At 69.4% G+C, this 9,260-nt stretch carries 8 protein-coding genes and 1 tRNA gene; 5 read left to right on the top strand and 4 right to left on the bottom strand.

The features are described 5' to 3' along the window. The 3 genes from VFF46_RS27690 to VFF46_RS27700 all read right to left on the bottom strand — a co-directional run. On the bottom strand, positions 1 to 944 hold a 944-nt coding region (locus tag VFF46_RS27690; protein WP_325040159.1), incomplete at its 3' end, for a cation diffusion facilitator family transporter. A 31-nt stretch (positions 945 to 975) separates the two neighbouring features. Further along, entirely contained in the window at positions 976 to 1,596 is a 621-nt protein-coding gene (locus VFF46_RS27695; protein WP_325040160.1) for a response regulator transcription factor, read from the bottom strand. Further along, positions 1,593 to 2,762 (bottom strand): sensor histidine kinase, encoded by a 1,170-nt coding sequence (locus VFF46_RS27700; protein ID WP_325040161.1) that lies wholly within the window; start codon positions 2,760 to 2,762, stop codon positions 1,593 to 1,595. The genes VFF46_RS27695 and VFF46_RS27700 overlap by 4 nt, the downstream gene beginning before the upstream one ends. A gap of 145 nt (positions 2,763 to 2,907) precedes the next feature. On the opposite strand from VFF46_RS27700, the gene VFF46_RS27705 reads away from it, so the two are divergent. Then, positions 2,908 to 3,861 (top strand): gluconolaconase, encoded by a 954-nt coding sequence (locus VFF46_RS27705; RefSeq protein WP_325040162.1) that lies wholly within the window; start codon positions 2,908 to 2,910, stop codon positions 3,859 to 3,861. Positions 3,862 to 3,986: 125 nt separating this feature from the next. Continuing rightward, entirely contained in the window at positions 3,987 to 5,105 is a 1,119-nt protein-coding gene (locus VFF46_RS27710; protein ID WP_325040163.1) for an ankyrin repeat domain-containing protein, read from the top strand. On the opposite strand, the gene VFF46_RS27715 is transcribed toward VFF46_RS27710, so the two are convergent. Continuing rightward, on the bottom strand, positions 5,102 to 6,814 hold the full coding sequence (locus VFF46_RS27715; protein ID WP_325040164.1) for an aminotransferase class V-fold PLP-dependent enzyme: 1,713 nt from the start codon (positions 6,812 to 6,814) through the stop codon (positions 5,102 to 5,104). The genes VFF46_RS27710 and VFF46_RS27715 overlap by 4 nt on opposite strands. 91 nt (positions 6,815 to 6,905) lie before the next feature. Here VFF46_RS27715 and tenA point away from each other — a divergent pair, with 91 nt between their 5' ends. From tenA to VFF46_RS27730, 3 genes are all read left to right on the top strand, one after another. Further along, positions 6,906 to 7,568 (top strand): thiaminase II, encoded by a 663-nt coding sequence (gene tenA, locus VFF46_RS27720; RefSeq protein WP_325040165.1) that lies wholly within the window; start codon positions 6,906 to 6,908, stop codon positions 7,566 to 7,568. Beyond that, positions 7,565 to 9,112, top strand: coding sequence for an NAD(P)/FAD-dependent oxidoreductase (locus tag VFF46_RS27725; protein ID WP_325040166.1), 1,548 nt, complete (start codon positions 7,565 to 7,567; stop codon positions 9,110 to 9,112). The genes tenA and VFF46_RS27725 overlap by 4 nt, the downstream gene beginning before the upstream one ends. A 60-nt stretch (positions 9,113 to 9,172) precedes the next feature. Further along, positions 9,173 to 9,245 (top strand) — tRNA-Lys (locus VFF46_RS27730). The last annotated feature ends 15 nt before the right edge of the window (positions 9,246 to 9,260 follow it).

Raw genomic sequence — 9,260 nt, forward strand, 5'->3', positions numbered from 1 at the left:
CTCGTCGAATCGCCGGGCCGCGACAGCGTGAGGATCGCCTGCTGGATCTCCGGCCGGGCGTTCAGCGCGTCCTCGATCGCGTACAGCCGGGCGGCGACCTCGGACTCGACATCGTTGCCGGTGACATCGACCGCGGCGACCAGGAAGATCCGGTCCGCGCCGACCCACTCCATGTGCAGGAAGGTGATCCGCTCGATGTCCTTGTGCTCGAGCAGCGCGCGCAGCACCCGGTTGCGGGCCAGCGGCGTCACCGCCTCGCCGGTGAGGAAGTCCATGTTCCGGCTGATCAGGAACAGCGCGACCACGCCGAGCAGGACACCGACGACGATCGATCCGGCCGCGTCCCAAGCGGCGTTGCCGGTGAGCTGATGCATCAGGATCGCGACCGTCGCGATCAGGATCCCGATCAGCGCCGACAGATCCTCGACGAACACGGCCCGCAGTACCGGATTGGACGTGAGCCGCACGTACCGCCACGGCCGCAGCATCCGCTCCAGCGCGCCGGCCTTGGTCTGCCGCAGCGCCTGCGCGAAGGAGATCCCCTCGAGTACGAACGAAACGCCGAGCACTGCGTACGCCCACCCGTACGACGTCGCTTCCGCCTCGCCGTGCTGCAGCGATTGGATACCGTGCCACACCGAGACCGCGGCACCGACCGTGAACAGGCCGAACGCCGCGAACATCGACCAGATGTACCCGACCCGGCCGTAGCCCAGCGGATGCGTCGGGTCGGCCGGCTTCTTCGCCCGCCGCTCCCCGACCAGCAGGAAGATCTCGTTGCCGGTGTCGGCCCAGGAGTGCGCCGACTCGGCCGCCATCGACGCCGATCCGGTGATTACCGCGACGACCGTCTTGGCGAGCGCGATCAGCAGGTTCGCGGCGAGCGCGACCAGCACTGTCAGGAGGCTCTCGCCGCCACCCTCGTCGTCCTCGGAGCTGCTCACCCTCAGACCATACTCAGCTGACCGCCTGTCCTCAGCTCACCGCCCGGATGATGCGTTGCTCGATCGCGCGCGCCACCGCGGCGACCCGGGTCTCCACCTCGAGCTTCGTGTAGATGTGCTGCAGGTGCGACTTGACCGTCGCCTCGCTCACGTACAGCCTCTTGGCCATCTCCCGGTTCGACTTGCCGGTGGCGAGCAGCCCGAGGATCTCCACCTCGCGCTCGGTCAGCGTCGGACCGGTACGCCGCACCAGCCGGGCCGCGACCACGGGAGCCAGCACAGTCTCCCCGCGGGCGGTGCCGCGGATCGCCCGGAACAGGTCCTCCGGCGGTGCGTCCTTCAGCAGATATCCGGACGCACCCGCGTCGATCGCGCCCATGATGTCGGCCTCGGTGTCGTACGTCGTCAGGATCAGCACGTACGGCGGCTCCGGCAGCGCGCGCAACCGTGCGGTCGCCTCCGCCCCGCCCGGGCCTGGTCCCAGGTTCAGGTCCATCAGCACCACGTCGGGGTGCACCGCCGCGACGAGCTGCTCGGCGCTGTGCGCGTCCGCCGCTTCGCCGACGACGGTCAGATCGTCCTGGCCGTCGACCAGCGACCGCACGCCGAACCGCACGACGGGATGGTCGTCGACCAGTGCCACCCGGATCATCCGTCCTCCGGGGCCTTCAGGGGGATCGAGGCGGCCAGCGCCGTACCGTCCCCCGGTTCACTCTCCAGCACGAGCGTTCCTCCCAGTTGTCTCAGCCGTTCACGGATTCCGGCCAGTCCGTGGCCGCGGTCGGAATCGATCTTGGCATGAGATCGCGGAAGGCCCCGGCCGTTATCCACAACGTCGAGGACGACCGCGTCCGGCTGGTAGGTGAGCGTCACGAAAGCCGCTTCCGCGTGTGCGTGTTCGAGCACGTTCGCCACTGCGCCGCGGGCTGTGCGGAGCAGCGCGGTCTCCACCTCCGAGTCCAGCGGCACCGGCGTTCCGTGCACCTGTACCTGGATGTTGAGATCGCTGTGCGCGGACAACCGCTCGCAGGTCTTACGCAGTGCGTCAGGCAGACCTGCAGCGAGCTCAGCGGGTGCCAGGCCGCGCACGACTCGCCTGGCTTCGTCCAGCCCGTCGCGTGCCGTGGCGGCTGCCTGCGCCGCGTGCTGCCGAGCAACGCCAGGCTTGTCGTCCCACTCGCGCTCTGCTGCCTGCAGCAACAGGTTGATGCTGGAGAAGCCCTGCGCCACGCTGTCGTGGATCTCTCGCGACAGCCTGGCCCGCTCGGCTATCACCCCGGCCTGGTGCTGAGCGTCGACAAGATCGCCCTGCGCCGCGTGCAGCTCGTCCAGCAACGCCTGTCTGGCCAGGGCGTCCCGCTCCAGCGCCCGATAGGCGCCCACGGCAAGCACTGCGATGCAGACCGGCCCGAGCACGATCGTCGGGTCCAGCCGGTCGGTCATCCAGGTCCACTGCACCACGGTGACCACTACCATGCCCGCCACGACGAGACAGGCGGGCCGGAACGACAGGATGCGCAAGGCAACGAAAGACAGCGGGACCGCACACCAGGCGAACGACGGCGCCAGCAGCACCAGCACGCACCACTCCACCACCAGCAACGCCAGCCAGACCCTGCTGGGCAACAGCCGGTACGCCCCGTACGTCGCCAGCAGCACCACTGCTCCGACGAGCACCCACGGACCGCGGTCGTTGAACCCGTGCCCGGTCAGGTAGCGCACGACTGATGCCAGCACAAGTACGACCAGCGCCGCGTGCAGCGCGGTCACCAGTCGGGTCGCGTGGCTCAGGATCGACGGTGTGTGCGCGGTAGACATGTTCAACCGATCGTAGGCCTGGTGCAGCGCTTCCGAATCATCCGTTCGGCTATTCGTTGATGGCCGAACATCCGTCGTGCGAGAGGGTGCCGCCGACGGAGGCTGGAGGCAGCTCGAAATCCCACCGACCGTTTGAGAGGCTCAGATGTCCGTCCGTTCGCTGTCCGCCACCCTCGCCCTGTCCGCCACTCTGCTCGGCGTCGGCGCCTCGACGGCGTTCGCGGCCCGTCCGAACACGTACGAGCTCCCCGGCGACCCCGGCGGCTCCAAGTTCGAGGGCATCGGGTACGACGCCCGTACCAAGAACTACTACGTCTCCGAGACCACCGGCGGCGAGATCCACCGCGGCCAGGTCAACTCCCCCGCCGCGACCGAGTGGCTGAAGGGCGACGGCACCGACGGCCGCTGGACCGCCCGCGGCGTGAACGTCGACGCCCAGGGCCGGGTGTACGTCGCCAGCGGGCCGAACGGGATCGACCACCCGGGCGCGCCGGACCTGTGGGTCTACGGCCGCGACGGCAAGCTGCTCGCCGCCCTCCGTACCGGCGTACCGAGCTCGTTCCTCAACGACATCGTGATCGGCCCGGACGGCGCCGCCTACTTCACGAACTCGAACGCCCCGCAGATCTTCCGGGTCGCCGAGCAGCACGGCCGGTGGACCGTCAGCACCTGGGCCGACGCTACCGGGACCATCGAGACCGCGTCCGGCTTCAACCTCGGCGGCATCGTGCTGGCTCCGGACCGCAAGGCGCTGGTCGTGGCCCAGGGCAACGTCGGCAAGCTGTGGCGGTTCGACCTGCGGACAGCGAAGGCCACTGCGGTCGACACCGCCGGCGCCGACCTGGTGAACGCGGACGGCCTGGTCCAGCAGGGCAACACCCTCTGGGTGGTGCGGAACTTCTCCAAGGTGCTGAGCACGCTGCGGCTCTCGGCCGACGGTTCGACCGCGCGGCTGCTGTCCGCGAAGCCGACCGACCCCGACCGGGTGCTGACCACCGCCAAGCTCGCCCAGGGCCGGCTGCTGGTGGTCGACAGCAAGTTCGACGAGGCGACCGCCGTCCCGCCGTACCAGGTCATCACGCTCGACCCGCGCCGATGAAACGCCGCCCGATCGCGGTGGTCGCCGTCCTGCTGATGGCGACGGCCACCGCGTGTTCCACTGAGACCAGCACGAGCCCACAACCCAGCCAGTCGCCCAGTCTGTCGTCCTCGAGGAGTGCATCCGTGCCGTCCGGTCTCGACAACCAGCTGATCGCCGCCGCCTGGAAGAACGACGTACCCGAGGCCAAGCGCCTGATCGCCGCCGGCGCCGACGTCAACGCCCTTGACGACACCGTCCAGAGCGCCTTCCTGATCGCCGCCAGCGAGGGTTACCTCGACCTGCTCAACGTGACCCTCGCGCATGGCGCCGACGTCCGCAGCCTGGACAGCTATCACGGTACGGCGCTCATCCGGGCCGCCGAGCGCGGTCACGCCGCCGTCGTCGGTCGGCTGCTCCAGGCGGGCGTCGCGGTCGACCACGTGAACAACCTCGGCTGGACCGCGCTGCACGAAGCGGTCCTGCTCGGCAAGGGCACCCCGCAGTACGTCGACACCGTCCGGTTGCTGATTGCCGGCGGCGCCGACCGGAACAAGCCCGCTGTCAACGACGGCACCACCCCTGTGCAGGCCGCGAAGACCCGAGGCCAGACCGCCGTGAGCGCCGCCCTCGCTGACGGGCATCAGGCGAGCGGCCTCCAGGACGGCCGTGCCGCCGCCGACGCGCTCCTCGCTGCCGCATCGTCCGGCGACGCAGACAAGGTCGCGGCCGCGCTGGCGGCCGGGGCGCCGATCGAGTCCCGCGACGACCGCCGGCGCACGGCCCTGCTGCTCGCCTCGCTCAACGACCGGGTGGATGCGGCTCGCCTGCTCGTCCAGCTCGGCGCGGATCCCGACGCACAGGACGACCGGAAGGACTCGGCCTGGCTCGTCACCGGCGTCACCGGCAGCGTCGCGATGCTCGAGACCCTACTGCCGGCAAACCCCGACCTCACCCTGCGGAACCGCTTCGGTGGCATCTCGGTGATCCCGGCCAGCGAGCGCGGTCACGTCGACTACGTGCGCCGGGTGGTGAAGACCAAGATCGACGTCAACCACGTCAACGACCTCGGCTGGACCGCACTGCTCGAGGCGATCATCCTCGGCAAGGGCACCAAACCGTGGCAGGACATCGTCCAGATCCTCGTCGACGCCGGCGCCGACCCGAGCCTCGCCGACAAGGACGGCGTCACCCCACTCCGGCACGCGGAGTCCAGCGGCTACGACGAGATCGCCAGGATCCTCCGCGCCGCCGGAGCCCGCTAGTCGCGGATCAGGCAGCGGGAGGGAAGCTCAAACCAACGGAGGTGGTCGAAGCCGGAACTGACCTGGCCGTCGGGGTCGGCGCTCTCCTGGGCGCACGTCGCCACCAGCTCGCGGGCCTCGGTGAGGTAGTCATCGAGGGCGGACTCGGGCGCGGTGTGGTCGTGCCGCGGGTACCTGAGCCTGCCGTCGGCGTCGTACCCGACCTGCGAGAGCCGCAGCGGCGGCTCGACCGGGCCGCGATGGTGCCGCCAGAGACCGTTCGCCGGGTCGAACCGGTAGTCGCCGAGCAGCCGCCACCCGTCCCGGGCGACCAGCTTCACCGCCTCGACGACGTACGAGAACACCGCCTCGGAGATGAAGTAGTTGAAGTTGACCCGCACCCAGCCCGGCTTGATCCCCTCACAGCCGTGCAGGATCTCCTCCTCGAACTCGTGCGACCGGGCCAGGTCGATCCCCAGCAGCGCGTGCCCGTACGGCCCGGCGCACGAGCACCCGCCGCGGGACTGGATGCCGAACAGGTCGTTCAGCAACGCGACGACGAAGTTGTGGTGCAGGTACCGCCCGGACGGGCCTTTCACCACGAACGACACGATCGACAACCGCTCGGCGTCCAGGTTGCCGAGGATCTGCAGGTTCGGCTCACCCTTCCACGCCTCGACGGCACGTCGCAGGTACGCGTCCTCGTGCGCGCGGATCACGTCGATCCCGACCGCCTGCTTCAGCTGGAACGCCAGCCCCGCGCGGATCGACCCGATGATCGCCGGCGTGCCGCCCTCCTCCCGGTGCACCGGATCGTCCAGGTAGCGATGCTCCAGCGGGTTCACGTACGCGACCGTGCCGCCGCCCGGTACGTCGGGCACCCGGTTGCGGAGCAATTCGCGCCGCGCTACCAGCACGCCTGGCGTCCCCGGGCCGCCGATCAGCTTGTGCGGGCTGAGGAAGATCGCGTCCTTGTACGACAGCGGGTCCTGGCCGCGTCCGCCGTACATGTCGATCTCGACGTACGGCGCGGCGGCGGCGCAGTCCCAGAACGACAACGCGCCGTACCGGTGGAGCAGGGCGGACACCCGCGAGGTGTTGCTGACAATGCCCGTGACGTTGCTAGCCGCCGAGAACGACCCGATCTTGAGCGGACGGCCGGCGTACTGCTGCAGCCGGGACTCCAGCTGGTCGATGTCGATGTGGCCGTCACCGTCCTGGCTGATCATCACCACGTCCGCGATCGACTCCCGCCAGGGCAGCTCGTTCGAGTGGTGCTCGTACGGGCCGATGAAGACCACCGGGCGCTGCTCGGGCGGGATCTGGTCGGTCAGGTGGTAGGTGTCGTCGAGCTCGGCCGGGATCCGCAGGCCCATGATCCCGATCAGCTTGTCGATCGCCCCGGTCGCGCCTGAGCCGCAGAAGATCACCGCGGTCTCGTCGTCGCCGCCGAGGCTGGTGTGGATGATCCGCCGGGCGTCCTCGCGCAGGCGGGTGGTCTGCAGACCGGTCCCGCTGGACTCGGTGTGCGTGTTCGCGTACCGCGGCAGGACCTCCTCGCGAATGAAGTCCTCCAGGAACGTGAGCGCCCGGCCGGAGGCGGTGTAGTCGGCGTACGTCACCCGCCGCGGGCCGTACGGACCGGGCATCACCTGGTCGTCCCCGATCACCGACGCGCGGATCCGCCGGAGCAGCGGCGTCTCCGGTGGCATCCCGTTGAGTGCACCCATGCTTCAGAGTAGGGCGCCGAGGTGATCTGCGTCGCGTGATCCGTGCGCGCCCTGTGGATAAGGTCGGTGGCAGCCGACGCGAGGAGTGGGGATGACGTTTTCCAGCGAGCTGTGGGTCCGCGGGGCGGCCTCCGTGTACGACCGGATCGTCCGGCACCCGTTCATCACCGGCCTGACCGACGGGACCCTGGACCACGACGCGTTCCGGTACTTCATCACGCAGGACAGCCACTACCTGCGCGCGTACTCCCGGGCACTCAGCCTGGTCGCGGGACGCGCACCGGACGAGGACGCGGTCAGCATGTTCGCGCTGCACGCCGCCAACGCGATCGCCGTCGAGCGAGAGCTGCACACGTCGTTGCTGGACTCTCTTGGCCTCACGGCGACCGATGTGGACGCGACTGGTTCCGGTCCGACCACAACGGCGTACATGTCCTATCTCACGGCGGTGTGCGCCACAGGCACGTACGCCGAGGCCGTGGCGGCTGTGCTGCCTTGTTACTGGATCTACCGCGACGTGGGGCGGGAACTGCTCAAGAGGTCGTCCCCCGATCCGCTGTACGCGAAGTGGATCGCGACGTACGGCTCTGAGGAGTTCGACGCCGTGGTCGAACAGGTGCTTGCGGTGACAGACACACTGGACGTCGGCACCGCGGAGCGGGAACGTTGTCACCAGCACTTCGCTACGACGTGCCGCTACGAATGGATGTTCTGGGACGCCGCTTATCACAAGCTCGATTGGCCGGTGGGATGAAGGACTTCTACGACGTCGTCATAGTCGGCGGTGGGCACAACGGTCTGGTCGCCGCCACGTATCTGGCCCAGTCCGGCCTCTCCACGCTCGTCCTGGAGCAGCAGGCGCACACCGGCGGCGCAGCGGTCAGCCAGCGGGTGTTCCCGGGCGTTGACGCACGGCTGTCGCGCTACTCGTACCTGGTGAGCCTGCTGCCCGACAAGGTCGTGGCGGACCTAGGGCTCGGCCTTGACCTCCGCTCCCGCCCCGTGGCGTCGTACACCCCGGTACGGCGTGGTGGGCGCGACGTCGGCCTCCTGGTCGAGCGGCCGGAAGGCCCTCACACGAGGGACTCGTTCCGGGCGCTCACGGGCAGCGACGCGGAGTACGAGGCCTGGACCGACTTCTACGGCGCCGTCGGCTCGCTTGCGGCGGCCGTGGCGCCCACACTGCTCGAGCCGCTCCAGCCGGCCGCCGACATCCGCTCCCGCGTCGACAGCACGCTCTGGGACGAGCTGGTCGAGCGGCCGCTCGGTGAGACCATCGAACGCCGTTTCGCCGACGACACGGTCCGAGGCGTCGTGGCTACCGATTCCGTGATCGGCACGTTCGCAGGGCTCCACGACGAGTCACTGATCCAGAACAGGTGCTTCCTGTACCACCTGATCGGCAACGGCACCGGCGAGTGGCGGGTACCGGTCGGCGGCATGGGAGCGGTCACAGATGCCCTGGCAGCGGCTGCGCGACGTGCCGGGGCCGCACTGGTCACCAACGCTGAAGTCACCTCCTTAGAGGTCGACGGGACACGCGGATCGGTCACCTGGCTCGGCGGCGACGGTGAGCGCTCTGTGGACTGCACGTGGGTGCTGTCGAACGTCGCACCGTCCACACTGGCTGCGCTGCGTGGTCAGGCCGGCGTCGAGAAGCCGGAGGGGTCGCAGCTGAAGATCAACCTGCTGCTACGGCACCTGCCGGCGCTGAAGTCCGGCGACGACCCGGCGCGAGCGTTCGCCGGTACGTTTCACATCGACGAGGACTACAGCCAACTGGAGTCGGCGTACCGCTCCGCGGCCGGCGGCTCGTTACCCGCGGTGCCGCCGTCCGAGGTATACTGCCACTCGCTCACCGACCCGTCGATCCTCTCCCCCGAACTGGTTGCCGCGGGCTACCACACGCTGACCGTCTTCGGGGTCCACTTCCCTGCCCGCTTGTTTGCCTCCGACAACGATTCGGCCCGCGCCGAGGCCACCCGCCGGATCCTCGCCGGCCTCGAGTCGTACCTGGCCGAACCCCTCGCGGACTGCATCGCCCGGGACACCGACGGCAACCTGTGCATCGAGGCCAAGACGCCGTACGACATCGAGCAGTCCGTCGGCATGCCCGGCGGCCACATCTTCCACGGCGACCTCCAGTGGCCCTGGGCCACCACCCCCGCCGACACCGGCCGCTGGGGCACCGAAACCGACACCCCCAACCTCCTCATCTGCGGCTCCGGCGCCCGCCGCGGCGGCGCCGTCTCCGGCCTCGGCGGCCACAACGCCGCCATGACCGTCCTCACCCACTAACCGATTTCGCATCTCCCCGATCCCCCTGCTACGATCCTCTTCGTTCGAAAGCAACACCAAGCGCCGCTAGCTCAATTGGCAGAGCAGCTGACTCTTAATCAGCGGGTTCGGGGTTCGAGTCCCTGGCGGCGCACAAAAGCCCAGGTCA

Origin of the sequence: Kribbella sp. (assembly GCF_035655035.1) — a bacterium.
Classification (GTDB): Bacteria; Actinomycetota; Actinomycetes; order Propionibacteriales; family Kribbellaceae; genus Kribbella.

Excerpts from the sequence above, each read along its gene's own strand:
- VFF46_RS27725 (WP_325040166.1), top strand. The coding sequence starts at position 7,565 with ATGAAGGACTTCTACGACGTCGTCATAGTCGGCGGTGGGCACAACGGT.
- VFF46_RS27695 (WP_325040160.1), bottom strand. The coding sequence starts at position 1,596 with ATGATCCGGGTGGCACTGGTCGACGACCATCCCGTCGTGCGGTTCGGC.
- tenA (WP_325040165.1), top strand. The coding sequence starts at position 6,906 with ATGACGTTTTCCAGCGAGCTGTGGGTCCGCGGGGCGGCCTCCGTGTAC.
- VFF46_RS27715 (WP_325040164.1), bottom strand. The coding sequence starts at position 6,814 with ATGGGTGCACTCAACGGGATGCCACCGGAGACGCCGCTGCTCCGGCGG.
- VFF46_RS27700 (WP_325040161.1), bottom strand. The coding sequence starts at position 2,762 with ATGTCTACCGCGCACACACCGTCGATCCTGAGCCACGCGACCCGACTG.
- VFF46_RS27705 (WP_325040162.1), top strand. The coding sequence starts at position 2,908 with ATGTCCGTCCGTTCGCTGTCCGCCACCCTCGCCCTGTCCGCCACTCTG.